Below are 17469 nucleotides of genomic sequence, written 5' to 3'. Positions count from 1 at the left end.
CCAAGCCATGACACCCGATACCCTGTTCATCGCGATCGACAGCTACACCCGTAGCACCCTGCTGGCGCAGCGTGAAGCCGAAGAAGACTTGCGTGAGGCAATTGCTCGCGAGGTCAGGCTTGAGTGCCTGATGGCCGAGAAACTCAATGAACTTGCCAGTTTCCAACTGGAACACGGCCCAGAGCTTGATCCTGAGACCCGACAACTGCTGGCCGAACGCGAAAGCGCACAAGCCGAGCTGCACGACCACATCGATCGCCTGCAACGGCTGATCGAGGCGCGCCTCGAGATTCAGCGCCACCTACAGACACGCATCGGCACACTTGAAACCCAGGCACGTACTCAACTTGAGAAAGACCCGGCATACCTGAGCCTGACTGCGCACATTCGCCGATCGCTGGACAACGAGCCGCAGGCCGAACTGGCTTATGTGGAGATCCGCGACGAGTGCAGGGCAAAGCTGGTAGCGTACTGGAACAACCCGATATTCCGCGCTCTGGTATTACGCGACTACGCAACCGAGCGCTACAGACCTCGCTTGCTGCGTACCTGGCTCGATGACTTCCTCGCCCGCAAGGTGAATTTCCAGGTAAACCAGGCCAACGAACAGATGCTCCAGGCAATGCTCGACCGCAATGAAGCACAAAGGGAACAGCGCATGCGCGACAGGGAGCAAATGGGACGTGAACACCAGGCGCTTCTGGACGAGGCGTACCATAGGCTGGGCTTGCCGGCGCTCTGGGCACAGGACGATGCTCTCGACCACGAACTGTCCGAGGCGAAGGCCGAAGTCGATGCCTGGCACCTGCAGTTGAGCGTCTTCAGCCAGGGGCTGGATCGCAACCTGCAACGTATCCGCGAGCAGCTCACTGCGAAACTCAAGACCCGCCCGCTTGCGCAACTCATGCAGCATGCCGCCGCCACACCGGATGGGGCCGATGACGCGTTGGTGAGTGAGCTACAGGACTTGCACCCACGCCTGCTTGCACAGCAGGAGGCCAGCACCAGGCTGCTGCAGGTGCGTGACCGCACGAGCTTCGACCATGAGCGCGCGCTGGCACTGGATCGCGCCTTGCGCAACGACTTTTACCAAGATCGCAACAGCCGCTACATCATCCCTCGTCCGATCAGGCAGTTCATCGAGGCCTACCAGCGAGGCGAGATGGACCTGCAGGCGATCAAGACCCTGCTTACCAGCGCACGGACACTGAACGACCCCAGCCGGCCTGGCAGCGGCTGACAATTATCGGCCTAAATGACTCAGGCAAAAAAAAGGGGCGCCGACCAAGCGCCCCACAAGCCGTGTAGCACACAACGAAATCTGTCAGTCCAGCAACGCCATCGCCTCGGCGCTGCACGCCTCGATCCGCGCCCAGTCACCGTTCTTGATCCAGCTGCTGTCGAGCATCCAGGTGCCGCCCACGCACATCACATTGGGCAGGGCCATGTAGTTGCGCACGTTGGCCGGGTTGACCCCGCCGGTAGGGCAGAAGCGAATGTCGCCGAACGGGCCGCCGAATGCCTTGATCGCCGCCACGCCGCCACTGATCTCGGCCGGGAATAACTTGAAGCGGCGGTAGCCCAGGGCGTAGCCCATCATGATTTCCGACGGCGTGCTGATGCCCGGCAACAGCGGAATATCACTGTCCACGCCCGCTTCGAGAATGTCCTGGGTGATGCCCGGGGTAACGACGAACTGCGCGCCCGCCGCCTCGACGGCCGCGAACATGCCGCGGTCGAGCACGGTGCCGGCGCCGACGCACAGCTCCGGACGCTGCTCGCGCAGCACCTGGATGGCCTTCAGGCCGTGCTGCGAGCGCAGGGTCACTTCCAGGGTGCGGATGCCGCCGGCGGCCAGGGCATCGGCCAGGGGCAGGATGTCTTCCTCACGGGCGATGGTGATTACCGGCAGGATGCGCGCCTTGTTGCAGATCGCGTCGATCCGCGCGGCTTTGTCGGCCATCGAGAGCAAAGGCTGTGGGCGTTCGAGGGTGGTCATGACAATGGATCCTTGGCTCATGGGCACCAGTAGATGTCCAGGGGGTCGTGAAGAAAGGCGCGAATCGGCATTTCGGTTGGGTCTTCTGCCGCCAGCGCGGTGCGCAGGGTGGCGAGCTTGCCCGCGCCCTGTACCGACAACAGGGTCAGGCCGGCAGTGGCCAGCAGTGCGCGGGTCATGCTCAGGCGCTGGTGCGGCACGCTGGGCGCCAGCATCGGCAGGCAGCGGCGCTCACCGACCTTGGCCAGGCCCTGGCGCAGGTTGGGGCTGGCCGGGAACAGCGAGGCTGTATGGCCATCGTCGCCCATGCCCAGCACCAGCACATCGATCGGTGGCAGGTCGGCCAGCACCTGGTCGGTCTGCTCGGCAGCGGCTTCGAGGCTGGCGGCGGGTTGGTAGAGCCCGATGAAACGGGCCTTGGCCGCCGGCCCCTTGAACAGATGGCGGGCCAGCAGGCCGGCATTGCTGTCGTCGTGCGCCACCGGCACCCAGCGCTCGTCGGCCAGGCTCACGGTGACCCGGGACCAGTCCAGCGCCTCGCCGGCCAGCTTCTCGAGAAACGGCACCGGGCTACGCCCGCCAGACAGCACCAGGCAGGCCTGCCCCTTGCTGGCGATCGCCTGGCGCAGGCGCTCGGCCACATCATGGGCCTGGGTTGCCGCCAGGGTTTTCGGATCGGCCAGCTGATGAACCTTCACGGTCGCCGGCAGTTGCAGTTCAGATATCGCCATACCAGGCCCTCCCATCACGTGTAATCAATGCAATCGAGCTCATCGGCCCCCAGGAACCGGCCGCATAGGGCTTGGGCGCGTCGCCGGTGTGCTTCCAGCCGGCAATCAGCTGGTCGCACCATTTCCAGGCGTATTCGATCTCGTCCTTGCGCACGAACAGGTTCTGGTTGCCGCGCATCACTTCCAGCAGCAACCGCTCGTAGGCATCCGGGATCCGCGCGCTGCGCCAGGTGTCGGAGAAATTCAGCTGCAGCGGGCCGCTGCGCAGTTGCATGCCCTTGTCCAGGCCCTGCTCCTTGGTCATCACCCGCAGCGAAATACCCTCGTCCGGCTGCAGGCGAATGATCAGCTTGTTGCCGATCTGCAAACGCTGTTCCGGAGCGAAGATGTAGTGCGGGGTTTCCTTGAAATGGATGACGATCTGCGACAGCTTCTGCGGCATGCGCTTGCCGGTGCGCAGGTAGAACGGCACGCCCGACCAGCGCCAGTTACGGATATCGGCGCGCAGGGCGACGAAGGTCTCGGTGTCGCTCTGGGCGTTGGCGTTGTCCTCTTCGAGGTAACCCGGCACTGGCTTGCCGTCACTGAAACCGGCGATGTACTGGCCACGCACCACATGGGTGCTCAGACCTTCTCCGGTGATCGGTGCCAGGGCCTTGAGTACCTTGACCTTCTCGTCGCGGATGCTGTCGGCCGAGAGGTCGCTGGGCGGATCCATGGCGATCAGGCAAAGCAGCTGCAACAGGTGGTTCTGGATCATGTCGCGCAGCTGGCCGGCCTTGTCGAAGTAGCCCCAGCGGCCCTCGATGCCGACTTTCTCCGCGACGGTGATCTCCACATGGGAGATGGAATTCTGGTTCCACTGGGTTTCGAACAGGCTGTTGGCGAAGCGCAGGGCGATCAGGTTCTGCACCGTCTCCTTGCCCAGGTAGTGGTCGATACGGTAGACCCGGCTCTCGGGGAAGAACCGCGCCACGGCGTCGTTGACCCGGCGCGACGACTCCAGGTCGTGGCCGATGGGCTTTTCCAGCACCACCCGGGTACGCGACGCCAGGCCGGCCTTGTCGAGGTTCTCGCAGATCGCGCCGTAGACCGCCGCCGCCGTGGCGAAGTAGGCGATCAGCGGCTGCCCGCTCGGTGCCTGTTCGGCCAAGGCCTGGTAGCCCTCGGGCTCGACGAAGTCCAGGTGCAGGTAATTCAGGCGCGCCAGGAAGCGCCCCAGGGAAGCGGCATCGATCTCGGCCTCAGGCACGTGGCGGCGCAGATGGGCTTCGATGTTGTTCAGGTGTTCCTGCACGCTGCCCGGCTCGCGGGCCAGGGCCAACAGGCGCGTGTCGGGGTGCAGGAGGTCGGCGCGGTCGAGCTGGTAGAGCGCGGGGAACAGCTTGCGCAATGCCAGGTCGCCGAGGGCGCCAAAGAGGGCGAAGGTGCAGGGTTCGACACTGATCGCGGCCATGATGTTGGTTCTTTTATAAATGTTGGACTAGGAATACCGGTTTCAACCCTGCTTTTCAAGGGTTAATGTAGTAAAAACCACAACATCCAATACAGCCATTACAGACAAGTGGTGTGACAATCTTACCGACAGTAGGATACACACCAGCGCAAAAAGCCTGCTTCCCGACCCAAGGACACACCATGGACCGCGTGCGAAACCTCCTGGAACAGATCCAGGGCCGCCTCGACGAGCTGAACAAGGCCGAACGCAAGGTCGCCGAAGTCATCCTGCTCAACCCGCAACAAGCCACCCGCTTCAGCATCGCCGCCCTGGCCCAGGCGGCCAGTGTCAGCGAACCGACGGTCAACCGCTTCTGCCGCTCGTTCGGCGTCAGCGGCTACCCCGAGCTCAAGCTGCAACTGGCGCAGAGCCTGGCCAGCGGCGCCGCCTATGTCAGCCGCGCGGTGGAGGCCGACGACGATCCGGCCGCCTACACCCAGAAGATCTTCGGCAGTGCCATTGCCTCGCTCGACAGTGCCTGCCAGGCGCTCGACCCGCAGCAGGTCAGCCGCGCCGTGGACATGATGATCCAGGCCCGGCAGATCCACTTCTTCGGCCTCGGCGCCTCGGCCCCTGTGGCCCTCGATGCGCAGCACAAGTTTTTCCGTTTCAACCTCGCCGTGTCGGCCCACGCCGATGTGCTGATGCAGCGCATGCTGGCTTCGGTGGCCCACACCGGCGACCTGTTCGTGATCATTTCCTACACCGGGCGCACCCGCGAGCTGGTCGAGGTGGCGCGCCTGGCCCGGGAAAACGGCGCCTCGGTGCTCGGCCTCACCGCCGCCGGCTCGCCCCTGGCCCAGGCCTGCAGCCTGAGCCTGCATATCCCGTTGCCGGAGGACACCGACATCTACATGCCGATGACCTCGCGGATCATCCAGCTCACCGTGCTCGACGTGCTCGCCACCGGCATGACCCTGCGCCGTGGCGTGGACTTCCAGCCGCACCTGCGCAAGATCAAGGAAAGCCTCAACGCCAGCCGCTACCCGATCGAGGACGACGACCTCAACTGAGCCGGTGCGCCTGCAAGCGCAGGTGCGCCCGCTCGCCCGGCGCCAGGCTCAGGCCCTCGCCACTGCCGCTGGCCGCCTCCACGCAGACGAAGCCTTGGCACTCGCGCCCGCTCACGCCCATCAACGGCCGGTTGCCAGGGTGCCAGACCACGGTGTCGTCACTGTCGCCGGTGTCGATGCACAGTTCGCGCTGCCATGCCGGGTCCTGCAGCTGCACCCGCGGCGTGCCGGGGTAGACCCGCTGGCAACCGCCCTTGAGGGTCAGCGCGCCGTCTTCGCGGCAGGCCTGGCGATTGAGGCGATCGTAGCCATCGATGTCCTCCAGCCCGGATAGCGCTATCTTCGACACGTCGCTGATCCGCCAGTAGGCCAGCAGCGCATGGCTCAGCTGGCACGGTTCGCTGTCCTGGTGCTCGGTGCTCAGGCTCAGTTCCATGCTCGCCCCGAGCCGGGCATGCAGGTCGACCTGCCAGTCGCACAGGTCCAGGCGCCATTTCAGGGTCACCCCCTCCTCGTCCTCGCGGCTGTCCACCAGCTTCCAGTCCAGCAGGCGCGCCCAGCCATGGGCCGGCCACAGGTCCTCGCTGGGATGGCGGCCATACCAGGGCCAGCACACCGGCACGCCTCCGCGGATGGCCCCCACCTGCGGCCACTGCTCGGCGCACCACAACCAGGGTTTCTCACCAGCGGGTTGAAAGTGCAGGAGCTGCCCGCCCTGGCGGCTGAACACCGCCTGGCAGCGAGGGTGGTCGATGATCAGCACATCGCGCTGCTGGTAACGCTCCCACTCGAAGGTCGGCCTCGGCCGTTGCGAGGTGAAGAAGCGATGTAGCGGATGTTCAGGCATGGTTCCGAGCTCTTTTGTTGTTCGAGATAGCGCTGTCTCGCCCCGTGCCCGCTAACCACTGCTGGCCAGTGGTTAGCGGGAGGTCGAGATGGATGGCGTAAATTTACAACAATTTTTCTCAGAATGACGACTGAATCTTCAACCCCGCGACCAGCGCGTTGTCCACTTCGTCCACACCACCCGGGCTCTTGATGTACTGCAGGTTGGGCCGCACGGTCAGCCAGTTGGTGACGTGGAAGCCGTAGTAGAGCTCGGCGTTGTACTCGGTGCGCTGCAGCGGCGCGAAGCCCGGGTTGTCGTAGTCGTTGATGCCGGACTGGGCATTGAGCAGCTCGGCGCGCTTCTTCACATCGTCATTGACGTGGATGCGGGCGATGCCGAAGCCGATGTCATCCTTGGGCCGGGCATCGAAGGCGCCCTTGTAGACCAGGCCGACTTGCTGGTAGTTGTCGACCACGTTGGTGGCCTTGTCGTGCACGGTGAAGTTGGCGAACAGGCTCAGGCCGCGGTTGACGTCACCGGCATGGGCGGTGACCTGCTGCTGCGCCACCACCCACCAGCCGTGCTTGCTGGAGTGCGACTTGAACGCCGCGCCCGTCAGCGCCTGCGGGTTGCCGTTGATGTCGTCGTACACGTCGTCGGCCTTGGCGGTGCTGTAGTAGTAGCCCAGGCGATACTCGCCCGGCAGGCCGTTGACCTTCGGCGACCATACCGCTTCCACTGGCAGGATCGCGCCCTTGGTGCCGCTGCCGCTGAGCTTGAAGCCGTTGCCGGTCTCCAGGTTCGACGGGTTCTGCTCGTAGGCGCCGACCTGGACGAAGAATTCCGGGGTGATGTTGTACTTGACCCGCAGCGCCCACTGGCTGACCGGCCAGTTGTACCAGATGCCGCCGACCCAGTTGCCCACCTGCGAGCCGCAGAAGGCCAGGTTCTGGAAGTCGCAGGGGAAGCTGTTGAAGTCCTCGCCCTCGCCGAAGCGGCCGAATTTCACGTCCAGGGCGCCGTCGAAGTACTTCTGCTTGACCCACATCTGCGTCAGGCGCCAGGTCTGGCCGCGCCCCCAGACCTCCTGCACCGAACTGAACTGCCCGGCACGCGGGTCGCTGATGCGGTCGTTGGACAGGTTGCGGCCACTACGCTCGGTGATCGCCAGCTTGAACTCGGTGTCCTTCCAGCCGAAGATCTTCTCCAGGTCCAGGTGCGCGCCCAGGGCGAACTGGTCGCTGTAGCGCGCGGTCTTGTCGTCGTTGTAGCCACCGTGCAGGTTGCCGGCCACTTCGCCAACGTAGTCGAGGGTGAAGTCGTAGCCCTTCTCCAGCAGCTCGGTGCGGGTGCCGCCCCAGTCGCCGGTCATCCATTTCGATTCCGACGAGAAAGCCTCGGCGGCCTGAGCCCCGCTGCTGCCGACCAGCGCCAGCAAGGCGAGCGATCCCAGGGTCTTGATGCGTTTGCGATGTTCCATCCCTTTGCGTCCTCTTTTCTTGTTATGCATTGTTCTAGACGATTCAACGGCCCTTGAAGCGAGTCACGTTGTCCTTGATGGCAGTGCCACTGGCGGCGAGGTCGAGGCGTTCGCCGCTGCCGGCGTCGAACAGCAGCACCCGCGCCGGGTCGAACTGCAGGTTGAGGCTGTCGCCGACCCGGCACGCCACATCCGGCGCCAGGCGGCAGCAGACCTTGGTCTGGTTGAGGGTGACGAACACCAGCAGGTCCGGGCCAGTGGGCTCGGTAACCTGCACTTCGGCGCGGATCGCAGGCATGCCGTTGCCCTCCGCGGCGCCCAGCGAGATTTGTTCAGGGCGCACGCCGAGAATGATCTCGCGCCCTTCCAACTCATCCGCCGCCACGCCCAGCGGCAGCTCGCAGCGCGCCTGGCCACTGTCGAGCAGCGCCAGCACCCGCCCGTCCTGCTTCATCAGGCGCACAGGGATGAAGTTCATCGGCGGCGAGCCGATGAAGCTGGCGACGAACAGGTTGGCCGGGTCGTTGTAGATCTGCTGCGGGGTGCCGAACTGCTGGATGATGCCGTCCTTCATCACCGCCACCTTGTCGCCCAGGGTCATGGCCTCGATCTGGTCATGGGTGACATACACCGTGGTGGTCTTCAGGCGCTGGTGCATCAACTTGATCTCGGTGCGCATCTCCACCCGCAGCTTGGCGTCGAGGTTCGACAGCGGTTCATCGAACAGGTAGATCTTCGGCCGCCGCGCCAGCGCCCGGCCCATGGCCACGCGCTGCTGCTGGCCGCCGGACAGCTGCCCGGGCTTGCGCCCCAGCAGGTGCTCGATCTGCAGCAGCTTGGCGACCCGCGCCACCTCCTCGTCGATGGCGGCCTGGGACATCTTGCGGATCTTCAGGCCAAAGGCGATGTTGTCGCGCACGTTCATGGTCGGGTACAGCGCGTAGGACTGGAACACCATGGCGATGTCGCGATCCTTGGGGCTCATGCCGCTGACATCCTCGTCGTCGATGAGGATCGCCCCGCCGCTGATGCTTTCCAGGCCGGCGATGCAGTTCATCAGCGTCGACTTGCCGCAGCCCGAGGGCCCGACCAGGATCAGGAACTCGCCGTCCTTGATCGCCAGCTGGATGTCCTTGAGCGTGTCCGGCAGGCCCGCGCCATAGGTCTTGTGCACATTGCGTAGTTCGAGTGTTGCCATGACTTACCCCTTGACCGCGCCGGCGGTCAGCCCGCGCACGAAATACTTGCCCGCAATCACGTAGACCAGCAGCGTCGGCAGCCCGGCGATCATCGCCGCGGCCATGTCGACGTTGTATTCCTTGGCCCCGGTGCTGGTGTTGACCAGGTTGTTCAGGGCCACGGTGATCGGTTGCGAGTCGCCGCTGGAGAACACCACGCCGAACAGGAAGTCGTTCCAGATCTGGGTGAACTGCCAGATCAGGCAGACCATGATGATCGGTGTCGACATCGGCAGGATGATCCGCCCGAAGATGGTGAAGAACCCGGCGCCGTCCAGGCGCGCGGCCTTGACCAGCGCCTCGGGGATGCTCACGTAGTAGTTGCGGAAGAACAATGTGGTGAAGGCCAGGCCGTACACCACATGCACCAGCACCAGGCCGCTGGTGGTGCTGGCCAGGCCCAGCTTGCCAAGGGTGAACGAGGCCGGCAGCAGCACGGTCTGGAACGGCAGGAAGCAGCCGAACAGCAGCAGGCCGAAGAACAGTTGCGAGCCACGGAAGCGCCACATCGACAGCACATAGCCGTTGAGCGCGCCGATGGCCGTGGAGATCAGCACCGCCGGCACGGTGATCAGGATCGAGTTGAGGAAGTAGCCGTTGACCGTGGCCCAGGCCTTGGCCCAGCCAATGCCGGTGAACGCCGCCGGCCAGCTCAGCAGGTTGCCGCTGCCGATGTCCTCGGGGGTCTTGAAGCTGGTCAGCAGCATGACCACCAGCGGCACCAGGTACAGCAGCACCGCCAGCAGCAGCACCGCGTGGATGGCGATGCGGCTGAGGTTCAGCGCGGGTTTGTCGACAGGACTAGTCATGGCGTTTGCCCCGCAGTTCGGAGTACAGGTAGGGGACGATAATCGCCAGGATCGCGCCCAGCATGAGGATGGCGCTGGCCGAGCCCATGCCCATCTGGCCACGGCTGAAGGTGAACGAATACATGAACATCGCCGGCAGGTCCGAGGAGTAGCCCGGCCCGCCCGCAGTCATCGCCGCCACCAGGTCGAAGCTCTTGATCGCGATGTGCGCGAGGATCATCAGCGAGCTGAAGAACACCGGGCGCAGGCTGGGCAGGACCACGGTCCAGTAGATGCGCGGCAGGCTGGCGCCATCGAGCTGGGCGGCGCGGATGATCGACTGGTCGACGCCGCGCAGGCCGGCGAGGAACATCGCCATGATGAAGCCCGAGGCCTGCCACACAGCCGCGATCACCAGGCAATAGACCACCCGGTCGGGGTCGATCAGCCAGTCCAGGCGAAAGCCTTCCCAGCCCCAGTCACGCAGCAGCTTGTCCAGGCCCATGCCGGGGTTGAGCAGCCACTTCCAGGCGGTACCGGTAACGATCATCGAAAGCGCCATGGGGTACAGGTAGATGGTGCGGATGAAGCCTTCGCGGCGGATGCGCTGGTCGAGCAGCACCGCAAGGAACACGCCGATGGCCAGGGTGATGCCGATGAACAGCCCGCCGAACAGCAGCAGGTTCTTGCTCGCCACCCACCAGCGGTCGTTGTCGAACAGCCGGGCGTACTGCGCCAGGCCTGCCCACTTGTAGGTGGGCAGGAAAGTCGAGGTGGTGAACGAGAGGACGAAGGTCCACAGGATGTAGCCGTAGAAGCCCACCAGGACGATGAACATGCTCGGCGCCAGCACCAGTTTCGGCAGCCAGCGCTGCAGCGCGTCCAGGGGTGAGGCCCGCAGGCGGGCGGTTGCTGTAGTCATGATCTGGGTTCCCGATGCGAGATTGCCTGCATGGGCCTCATCGCTGGCAAGCCAGCTCCCACAGGTAGGTGTGCTCAGGCTGATCGCTGTACCTGTGGGAGCCGGCTTGCCGGTGATAGGGCCGTCAGAGCCTTACTTGGCGGCGTTGACGGCTGCGGCCAGCTTCTTCGCCGCATCGGCCGGATCGGCCTTGGGATCGTTGATGTAGTTGGTCACCACATCGAAGAACGCCCCCTGTACCGCCAGGGTGGTGGCCATGTTGTGCGCCATGCTCGGTTGCAGGCCGCCGGACTTGGCGTCGGCCAGGAAGTCTTTGGCTGCCGTCTGGGCACAACTGTCGAAGCCGTACTTGCCCATGTCGGCGAGCATGTCGTTACGCACCGGGATCGAGCCCTTGTTGATGCTGAAGACCTTCTGGAAGTCCTCGCCCAGAACCTTGCGGGCGATGTCCTGCTGGCCTGCCGCGGTACCCTTGTCCTTCTGCTTGAACACCACCAGCGAGTCGATGTTGTAGAGGAACGCCTGGTCGGTGCCCGGGAAGGCCACGCACTGGTAGTCCTCGCCGGCGGTCTTCTTCGCCAGGGTCCATTCGCTCTTGGCCCAGTCGCCCATGATCTGCATGCCGGCCTTGCCGTTGATGACCTTGGCCGCTTCAAGGTTCCAGTCCTGGCCCTTGCCGTCCGGGTCCATGTAGGTGGCTACCTTCTTAAGCTCGGTGAGCGCCTTGACCATCTCGGGGCCGGTCAGGGCCTTTTCGTCCAGCTCGACCAGGGCCTTCTTGTAGCCCTCGACGCCCATCACCGAGAGCACCACATTCTCGAACACGGTGCTGTCCTGCCACGGCTGGCCACCGTGGGCCAGTGGGATGAAGCCAGCAGCCTTGAGCTTGTCGGCGGCGGCGTAGAATTCATCGAGAGTAGTTGGGGCCTTGTCGATACCGGCCTTCTTGAACACTTCCGGGTTGATCCACAGCCAGTTGATACGGTGGATGTTCACCGGCACGGCCACGTAGTCGCCGTCGTACTTCACGGTGTCGGCGACCTTCTTGTCGAGCAGGCCGTCCCACTTCTCGTCCTTGGCCACGTCCTTGAGCACGTCGGGATCGAGCAACCCGGTGGCGGCCCAGTCCTGGATATCCGGGCCCTTGATCTGCGCGACCCCGGGCGGGTTGCCAGCCACGGCGCGGCTCTTGAGCACGGTCATGGCGGTGGGGCCACCGCCCCCACCCACCGCGCCGTCCTTACACGTGAACCCGTCCTTCTCGACCTGCGCCTTGAGCACGTCGACCGCGGCCTTCTCGCCGCCGGAGGTCCACCAATGGACGACTTCCACGCTGCCTTTGGAGTCGGCGGCCTGGGCACTGAGGGAGAACAGGGAGGCGAAGGAGATCGCGGCGGCGAGACGAAGCGTCGGATGCATGAGATTACCTTTCTTGTTGTTATGCGAGGCAAGACTGTCGCTTGCATGGCATGGAGTGTAGGGAGGTCGCGCCCGGCGTCAGGTAACGAACGGATGCGCGAATGTCATCGTCTGGTTACAAAGCCAGGGCCGTGGCCAGGCTCGGCGCCAGCGGCAGGCGTGGCAGCAGCAGGGCCTGGTAGGCATGGTAGAGGTCGGGCTTGCCGCCCCAGATGCGCGCACTGGGCAGCAGGGCCGGGTCGAGTTCGTGGTGCCAGCCGCCGTGGGCGCGGTCGATGAAGTGGCTGGCGATGAAGTCCCAGAAGCAGCGGTACCAGTGTTCGAACTGGGCTTCACCGGTACGTCGCAACAGCGCCGCGGCAGTGGCACAGGCCTCGGCATGCACCCAGTGCAGGCGCTCGCGCACCACCGGGCGGTTGTGCCAGTCCAGGGTGTAGACCAGCCCCGGCGCGCCGTCTGCCTGCCAGGCGTGGCGACAGGCGCTGTCGAACAGGCCCCGGGCGGCGGGCAGCAAGGACTCGGGCGCAGGCAGTTGCGCCCTTTGCAGGGCCGCCTCCAGGTGCAGCACCAGGCGCGCCCATTCGAAGGCGTGGCCGGGCGTGGTCCCGTAGGGACGGAAGCCATCGGCGGGGTTTTCGCGGTTGTAGTCGGGGAGCGCCTGCCACTGCGCATCGAAATGCTCCGTGACGCGCATACCGTCGGCAGCGGCGCGGGTCAGGATCAAGCGCTCGACAATCCGTTGGGCGCGCAGCAACCACTGTGTTTCGCCGGTCACGTCGGCCAGGGCGAGGAAGGCTTCGACGCCGTGCATGTTGCTGTTGGCGCCCCGGTAGGCCTCCGCGTGCAGCCAGTCGCGGGAGAACGACTCGCGCAGGGCGCCCTCCTCTTCGCACCAGAAGCGCTGCTCGATGACCTGGGTCACCGCCTCCAGCAACGCCGACGCCTGGCTGATGCCCGCCACCACCGCCGAGCTGGCGGCAAGGGCGACAAAGGCGTGCAAGTAGGCGGCCTTGCCGGTGTCGCCATGACCTTCGGGCTGCGCGTACCAGCCGTCATGTTCCTGGTCGCGCAACGGGCCTTGCAGGGCATCGACGCCATGCTCGACCAGTTCGCGACAACCGGGAACGCCCTGGATATGCGCCAGGGCAAAGCTGTGGGTCATGCGCGCGGTATTCATGGTTTCGGCCAGGGCGCAACGGGGCAGGCGGCCTTCGTCATCGAGGTTGCCGAACCCCTGTGGCAGGCGCGAAGCCCTGGCGAAGGCGAGCAGGCGCAGGGCCTCGGCGTCGAGCCAGGCATGGTGTGTCGCGGAGTCGAGCCAGCTGATGGCCATGGGTGCACCTTCCTTGTTGTTGTCAGCCGATTCTAGCCAGCGGTCCTGCGCGGGATGTCACGAAGGCTGGCTGGATTGTCACCAGTTGGTGACGAAACTGTGAGGTGTGTACAACTAGTACTCACTGTGGACATGACTGAGGCTCCGGCAATTTCAGAGGCGTCTTGATCGGGTATTCGGGGCTGCCGAAGGCGTGGCAGGAGGTGGTGACCTGGATGTCGTCGCAAGGTAGGAAGTGCACCGTGATACCGCACACGTCTTGGCCGGTGTAGTCGGTTACGGGGACGACTTTGCTGTGTTGGCGGCGCTGGGAATCGACTTTCTCTACCCACTGCAAGACTTTGTCCCAATCAGCGGAGCCTGGAAAGTCGTCGGAGCTCCATACACCAGTTTCCCAATCTACCCTCACCGTCATACCCGGCATCCAGCGCTTCGGCGCAATGTAGCAACAGCCGCCACCACCGCCCTGGTACGCACCAATAGCATCAATCCCTGAGCGCCCGTCCACACTGAAGCGATTGATCGCCCAGTGGGTATGGTTGATTCCTTCGATGGTGCTGGCTTGGGCGACAGATGCGGACCATGGGGAGGCCACTGCAAACAATACGGCAAGCCAAACGCACCGTTGCGTGACTGCAGGAAGTCGGGGGCTTTTCTTGACCGCTAGTCGAAATGGCTTATCAAGCATCCTGCTCTCCTTGAGCCTGGCCGCCAGGCGCACTCCAGATCGCAGCCATCCGTTCTGCGATCTGCGCCCGAAGTTGTTCGCTTGTCAGTGGCAGTGAGGTGGTGCCATTACCCGCCGCGGCAACTTTGGTTTCCGGCCCGCCGTGCTCGCCAGGCACGGGTACCAACGTCACGTCGCGACGGTTGGCCTCGCTGAAGAACACCATCCGTTCGGTGAAGTAGCTGCCCCAGGGTTCACGCCCTACGGCAACGTTCTGGCCAACGTATTGCTGATTGAGCAGCGCATGGAGGAACCAGGCGCGGGAGTCGTGTACCTGATCGTCAAACAACGCTCGCAGCAGGCCGGTGGGCTGCGTTTGATTGAGGCTTTCGTCGACAGGGCCGCGCTCCGTTTCCGAAATGTGGTTGGTTCGCCCGCGAGGCGGCGGGAAGAGCTGGCTGACTTTACCTTGCCCACCCTCTTTCATGCGCTGGTGCTCGGCGAGCTTGTCTTTGAGATTCCAGTGCGCAACAAGCGCCGGGAGGGAGACCCAACGCAGAAGGGTGATGTTCTTGACGAAGGCCAGATAAGGGTCACTGTTGGCGTCGCGGTAGTGTCGGCCAAACTCTTCGGCCGCTTCGCGCAGCTGAGTTTTCGACTTGTCGGGATCGAAGTCCTTGACGCCGGGCTCCAGTGGCTTTTTCTCGGCGCCGCGATGTTCGAAGAACGCTTGTAGTTCCCGGCGTTTCTCGATTTCGGCCTGTTTGGCATTGCGCTCGGCTTCGGCCTTTTGTCGGGCTTCGGTAGTGGCGTGTTCGTCGGTCGCGTGGTGGTAGAACGCAGTGTCTTTCAGGGTTCCGAAGGCATAGCGGTCAATGCGCCAGGCGGTTAGCCAGTTCATTTGGTTGCGCAGGGCATCTTCCAAAGTGGAACTTGATGGCAGAACATCATAAATTTCAGTTGGCTCGTGAGCCGGTGCCAATCCCAATGTCACTAGGCGCCAAGCGTTAAACCGCGCCACCAACTCCGGCGCAGCCAGAAACCCTTTCACAACATCAGCAGACATTGTTCGCCAAGAGTCATCCTGAGCCCGAACGGAGAGAATCGCAGAAGGAACTTTAAAAGGGGCCCCATAGGAGAATGCATCTGAGTACAAGTCGTTTAGTGCAATTTGCGAAAGAAGCAAACTATCGTTTCGACCTACACCCTTCCCCTGATCCCCCGGCGGATACCCCCCGCCCTGATCGCTATGCATTCCCGGATAAATCACCTCAACGCTGTTATGCGGATATGTCCCATCCTCCCGCCGAATAGAGTCCAGCGGAAAACTCAACCGCTGCTCATGACTGGCCACCAGATGCAGACATCGCTCGATCAGCTTCCCGCGTGGCAACTCCTGACTGCCATCGCCCCAGCCCATATGCCCGTTGGCCCCCGGTGAAATATCCGCCACTCCGACCGAGACCACCGTATCCAGCAACCCCAGATACGCCACGCTGATCGGCAGTTTCGCTTCACCGGCCAGCAAGGTAGGCGTGGATTCTTGCGGAGCCAGCAGATGATTCAGCCAGTTGACGAAGGCCCGAGCGGCGGCCGCCCCTCGCGAAAAACCGAACACCCACAGACGCACGCCAAGCAATTTCGAGTGCCCAAGCGGCGGGTTGAGGGCGATGCGCAAGGGCCCTTCGAGCGCCTTGAGTTCTTTACGCAATACATTCGCGCGATTGATCCGGCCCTTGATCCATTCGGTGCCGCGCCAGGTGCCCATTGACTCGACGGCAGCCTGCAACGCTGCGTTGTCTCGGCGCGGCAGTTTCAGCGCCCGCCGCAGGGCGTCGATGATCATCAACAGCGCCCAGTTGATCCGCTCTTCACCCCGGCGGGCAAAGGCCAGTCCGTCACTGCTGTAGTCCAGATCACCCACTTCGGGGAACGGCGTGCCGACGCCTGGCATGTAGTACTTGTAGAACTGGCCGTAGCCAATGCCGTCAGCGTCGGTCAGATCGCTGACCGTGCCGCGATGCCCTGTGCCACCGGCGTGACCGGCACCGATGGTGGCGCGGAACAGCCGGGCGATATTGGTCGGGTGCGCAACTGCCGACTCATACAAGTCGTTGTTCAGGTTATTGCCGGTGCCGTCGAAGAACAGGCTGATATGCAAGGTCCTGCAGCAAGGTGGCTGCTGCCGTGCACCGGCGGCCACACTCAAGGCATCCTGATAGTCACGCTCCAGTTTTTCCTGAAGCCGCTGGTTGCGCCCAATCTCGGCAGCGGTTTGTGGCAGACGCCCTTGCAGCGGGAACTGCGGGGGGTACCAGACAGGGGCTTTCATTTTGGACATGAATGCGGCTCCGGCAATTTCAGAGGCGTCTTGATCGGGTATTCGGGGCTGCCGAAGGCGTGGCAGGAGGTGGTGACCTGGATGTCGTCGCAAGGGAGGAAGTGCACAGTGATACCGCACACGTCTTGGCCGGTGTAGTCGGTTACGGGGACGACTTTGCTGTGTTGGCGGCGCTGAGATTTGACTTGCTTTTCCCACAGCAGGAACTTCTGCCAATCGCCAAAGCCCGGGAACCCCTTTGAACTTCCAACCCCTGTTTGCCAATCCACACGCACCGTCATGCCTGGATTCCAATGCTCAGGGGCGACAAAGCAACACCCCCCGCCTCCCCCCTGATACGGCCCGATGCTATCGGCCCCTGATCGTCCATCCACGCTGAAGCGATCTATGGCCCAATGCGTATGGTTGACAGCCTCAATAGTGCTGCCCCATCCATCCTGCACCGCGAGCAATCCGCTCAGCCCAACCAGCAAGAGAGCCACACGCGCACACCGAGGCCACTGGTCAATTGCGCCACCCATACAGCGGCGGAAATAAAATCGATCACGCATCTCGCAGCCGCTCCAAGGCAAAGGCCACACGTTTTGCTTCCTGCCACCTACCCGCGTTTGTTGCTTCGAGCATGGCGTGGTAACTGGCCTGAAACCGCTGTTCGGCGCTCCACCCAACGGGACAGGCCGCGCTCAAGGCCTTCATCGACTGAGTGACATCACTGGCACACGACAGAATGTCGAGCGGGCAGTCGCTCAGCGTCACCGGTTCGAACCGCAGCGGTTCACCAGGCACTACGGCCGCACCCGGCAAAAAACACGCCTGCCCATCGCGGTCGAGCCAGTTCCAGAGCACGGCGGGGCTCATCAGGCCTGCTGCTGCTCGGGGTGCAGCACATGGCTGAAAAGCAGCCCGAACAAGCGAAGGTCGTAGTAGCGCAGCAGCCCGGTGACGCCGCCGTGGCGCGCTTCGAGGCCGCCCTCTAAGTGTTCGCCAAGGGACTTGAACGGCCAGTGCGAGACCAGCGCCAGCAATTGCGCACGGCCAGGAAGGTGATTCGGGCATGATGTTGAATCGGTGCATCGCTGACTCCTTGCTCGTTCATGTGCAGGCCGCACTGACCTAGTCAATGGGCCGGACAGACTTCCAAGGAGCGTCACGCTGGCGCATAGACCATGGTCCAGCAAGCTAAAATCAACGCCTTACAAATGCTTCAGAAA

General features: G+C 63.6%; 17 protein-coding genes. 2 read left to right on the top strand and 15 right to left on the bottom strand.

Annotated elements, in window-relative coordinates:
- Positions 1–7: 7 nt before the first annotated feature.
- A complete protein-coding gene (locus ACODS9_RS14355) occupies positions 8–1240 on the top strand; it encodes a coiled-coil domain-containing protein (protein WP_401106879.1) in 1233 nt (410 codons plus the stop codon).
- A gap of 84 nt (positions 1241–1324) precedes the next feature.
- Here the strand turns inward: ACODS9_RS14355 and ACODS9_RS14350 are convergent, their stop codons facing one another.
- From ACODS9_RS14350 to zwf, 3 genes are read right to left on the bottom strand one after another with little or no spacing between them, the layout of a single operon-like run.
- Positions 1325–1999, bottom strand: a complete 675-nt coding sequence (locus tag ACODS9_RS14350; RefSeq protein WP_046854326.1) for a bifunctional 4-hydroxy-2-oxoglutarate aldolase/2-dehydro-3-deoxy-phosphogluconate aldolase — start codon at positions 1997–1999, stop codon at positions 1325–1327.
- Positions 2000–2016: 17 nt separating this feature from the next.
- Positions 2017–2730, bottom strand: a complete 714-nt coding sequence (gene pgl / locus ACODS9_RS14345; protein ID WP_489094111.1) for a 6-phosphogluconolactonase — start codon at positions 2728–2730, stop codon at positions 2017–2019.
- Positions 2717–4186, bottom strand: a complete 1470-nt coding sequence (zwf, locus tag ACODS9_RS14340) for a glucose-6-phosphate dehydrogenase (protein ID WP_046854324.1) — start codon at positions 4184–4186, stop codon at positions 2717–2719. Before zwf ends, pgl begins: the two co-directional genes overlap by 14 nt.
- Positions 4187–4377: 191 nt before the next feature.
- On the opposite strand from zwf, the gene hexR reads away from it, so the two are divergent.
- Positions 4378–5241: a DNA-binding transcriptional regulator HexR gene (gene hexR / locus ACODS9_RS14335; protein WP_172670918.1), complete on the top strand. Its 864-nt coding sequence runs from the start codon at positions 4378–4380 to the stop codon at positions 5239–5241.
- Here the strand turns inward: hexR and ACODS9_RS14330 are convergent.
- The 12 genes from ACODS9_RS14330 to ACODS9_RS14275 all read right to left on the bottom strand — a co-directional run bounded on the left by ACODS9_RS14330 (position 5234) and on the right by ACODS9_RS14275 (position 17367).
- Positions 5234–6088, bottom strand: a complete 855-nt coding sequence (locus ACODS9_RS14330; protein ID WP_046854323.1) for a D-hexose-6-phosphate mutarotase — start codon at positions 6086–6088, stop codon at positions 5234–5236. The genes hexR and ACODS9_RS14330 overlap by 8 nt on opposite strands.
- 118 nt (positions 6089–6206) lie before the next feature.
- Entirely contained in the window at positions 6207–7580 is a 1374-nt protein-coding gene (locus ACODS9_RS14325) for a carbohydrate porin (protein ID WP_489094110.1), read from the bottom strand.
- A gap of 13 nt (positions 7581–7593) precedes the next feature.
- Positions 7594–8748 carry an ABC transporter ATP-binding protein gene (locus tag ACODS9_RS14320; RefSeq protein ID WP_038706737.1) on the bottom strand — a complete coding sequence of 385 codons (1155 nt, stop codon included), beginning with the start codon at positions 8746–8748 and terminating at the stop codon, positions 7594–7596.
- 3 nt (positions 8749–8751) lie between these two features.
- The gene (locus ACODS9_RS14315) at positions 8752–9597 is read right to left on the bottom strand and encodes a carbohydrate ABC transporter permease (RefSeq protein WP_023630394.1); all 846 of its coding nucleotides are present in this window, start codon (positions 9595–9597) and stop codon (positions 8752–8754) included.
- Positions 9590–10498, bottom strand: a complete 909-nt coding sequence (locus tag ACODS9_RS14310) for a carbohydrate ABC transporter permease (RefSeq protein ID WP_023630395.1) — start codon at positions 10496–10498, stop codon at positions 9590–9592. Before ACODS9_RS14310 ends, ACODS9_RS14315 begins: the two co-directional genes overlap by 8 nt.
- 132 nt (positions 10499–10630) lie before the next feature.
- Positions 10631–11917, bottom strand: a complete 1287-nt coding sequence (locus ACODS9_RS14305) for an ABC transporter substrate-binding protein (protein WP_489094109.1) — start codon at positions 11915–11917, stop codon at positions 10631–10633.
- A gap of 115 nt (positions 11918–12032) precedes the next feature.
- Positions 12033–13250, bottom strand: coding sequence for a D-mannose isomerase (locus tag ACODS9_RS14300; RefSeq protein ID WP_489094108.1), 1218 nt, complete (start codon positions 13248–13250; stop codon positions 12033–12035).
- 121 nt (positions 13251–13371) lie between these two features.
- Positions 13372–13938, bottom strand: coding sequence for a Tli1a family immunity protein (gene tli1a / locus ACODS9_RS14295; RefSeq protein WP_489094107.1), 567 nt, complete (start codon positions 13936–13938; stop codon positions 13372–13374).
- A complete protein-coding gene (locus ACODS9_RS14290) occupies positions 13931–16258 on the bottom strand; it encodes a T6SS phospholipase effector Tle1-like catalytic domain-containing protein (protein ID WP_489094106.1) in 2328 nt (775 codons plus the stop codon). The genes tli1a (ACODS9_RS14295) and ACODS9_RS14290 overlap by 8 nt, the downstream gene beginning before the upstream one ends.
- Entirely contained in the window at positions 16246–16779 is a 534-nt protein-coding gene (gene tli1a, locus ACODS9_RS14285; RefSeq protein WP_489094135.1) for a Tli1a family immunity protein, read from the bottom strand. Before tli1a (ACODS9_RS14285) ends, ACODS9_RS14290 begins: the two co-directional genes overlap by 13 nt.
- Positions 16780–16801: 22 nt before the next feature.
- Entirely contained in the window at positions 16802–17116 is a 315-nt protein-coding gene (locus ACODS9_RS14280; RefSeq protein WP_489094105.1) for a hypothetical protein, read from the bottom strand.
- The gene (locus ACODS9_RS14275; RefSeq protein ID WP_489094134.1) at positions 17116–17367 is read right to left on the bottom strand and encodes a DUF4123 domain-containing protein; all 252 of its coding nucleotides are present in this window, start codon (positions 17365–17367) and stop codon (positions 17116–17118) included. The genes ACODS9_RS14280 and ACODS9_RS14275 overlap by 1 nt, the downstream gene beginning before the upstream one ends.
- Positions 17368–17469: the final 102 nt, after the last annotated feature.

The sequence above is a fragment of the Pseudomonas sp. FG36 genome (assembly GCF_057809275.1).
This window is presented reverse-complemented; position numbering and strand designations above follow the sequence as displayed.

What these genes read in the sequence shown, in the direction of transcription:
- ACODS9_RS14355 (WP_401106879.1), top strand. Translation starts at nt 8, where the DNA reads ATGACACCCGATACCCTGTTCATCGCGATCGACAGCTACACCCGTAGC.
- ACODS9_RS14350 (WP_046854326.1), bottom strand. Translation starts at nt 1,999, where the DNA reads ATGACCACCCTCGAACGCCCACAGCCTTTGCTCTCGATGGCCGACAAA.
- pgl (WP_489094111.1), bottom strand. Translation starts at nt 2,730, where the DNA reads ATGGCGATATCTGAACTGCAACTGCCGGCGACCGTGAAGGTTCATCAG.
- zwf (WP_046854324.1), bottom strand. Translation starts at nt 4,186, where the DNA reads ATGGCCGCGATCAGTGTCGAACCCTGCACCTTCGCCCTCTTTGGCGCC.
- ACODS9_RS14330 (WP_046854323.1), bottom strand. Translation starts at nt 6,088, where the DNA reads ATGCCTGAACATCCGCTACATCGCTTCTTCACCTCGCAACGGCCGAGG.
- ACODS9_RS14325 (WP_489094110.1), bottom strand. Translation starts at nt 7,580, where the DNA reads ATGCATAACAAGAAAAGAGGACGCAAAGGGATGGAACATCGCAAACGC.
- ACODS9_RS14320 (WP_038706737.1), bottom strand. Translation starts at nt 8,748, where the DNA reads ATGGCAACACTCGAACTACGCAATGTGCACAAGACCTATGGCGCGGGC.
- ACODS9_RS14315 (WP_023630394.1), bottom strand. Translation starts at nt 9,597, where the DNA reads ATGACTAGTCCTGTCGACAAACCCGCGCTGAACCTCAGCCGCATCGCC.
- ACODS9_RS14310 (WP_023630395.1), bottom strand. Translation starts at nt 10,498, where the DNA reads ATGACTACAGCAACCGCCCGCCTGCGGGCCTCACCCCTGGACGCGCTG.
- ACODS9_RS14305 (WP_489094109.1), bottom strand. Translation starts at nt 11,917, where the DNA reads ATGCATCCGACGCTTCGTCTCGCCGCCGCGATCTCCTTCGCCTCCCTG.
- ACODS9_RS14300 (WP_489094108.1), bottom strand. Translation starts at nt 13,250, where the DNA reads ATGGCCATCAGCTGGCTCGACTCCGCGACACACCATGCCTGGCTCGAC.
- tli1a (WP_489094107.1), bottom strand. Translation starts at nt 13,938, where the DNA reads ATGCTTGATAAGCCATTTCGACTAGCGGTCAAGAAAAGCCCCCGACTT.
- ACODS9_RS14290 (WP_489094106.1), bottom strand. Translation starts at nt 16,258, where the DNA reads ATGTCCAAAATGAAAGCCCCTGTCTGGTACCCCCCGCAGTTCCCGCTG.
- tli1a (WP_489094135.1), bottom strand. Translation starts at nt 16,779, where the DNA reads ATGGGTGGCGCAATTGACCAGTGGCCTCGGTGTGCGCGTGTGGCTCTC.
- ACODS9_RS14280 (WP_489094105.1), bottom strand. Translation starts at nt 17,116, where the DNA reads ATGAGCCCCGCCGTGCTCTGGAACTGGCTCGACCGCGATGGGCAGGCG.